Annotated in this window: 1 protein-coding gene; it reads right to left on the bottom strand. The window is 46.3% G+C overall.

Features of this window, described 5'->3' with window-relative positions:
- Positions 1–184: 184 nt before the first annotated feature.
- Positions 185–419 (bottom strand): quinolinate synthase NadA (gene nadA, locus A3729_RS29440; protein ID WP_197476266.1); only part of this gene is annotated, 235 nt, incomplete at its 5' end.

Genomic DNA, 419 nt, shown 5'->3' with positions numbered 1-419 from the left:
CAGAATATTTCTACCTTACCGCTAGAATGAATCAAGCTATCGAGCAGCTTAGCCTTGCCTTGAAAAAAACCACAAGTGAGCTTGATGAACTTAAGATCCAGTCAAGACTGGACCTCTTCTATGCCATCAAAGAAAACCCGCTGTTTTAAACGCGCAAACAGGGTGAATGGAAAGCCAAAGTTATTTACAACGTAGCTGAGAAGTCTAGCATTCTCTGAAGGGACTTAAGTGCACCAGCTCTTAATTCGGAGTCGACCTCTACTTCGCCACTCCCCTCACTTAATGCCAAGTACATATTTTCCAGGTCGTTCATTGCCATCCACGGGCAATGTGCACAGGATCGGCAGGTCGCTCCAGAACCGGCAGTGGGCGCTTCGATAAAGACTTTCTCAGGCGACAACTGCTGCATTTTATAGAAG

This window comes from Oleiphilus sp. HI0043 (assembly GCF_001634935.1).
The sequence above is the reverse complement of the archived record's forward strand: the minus strand, read 5'-3'. Positions and strand labels throughout refer to the sequence as shown.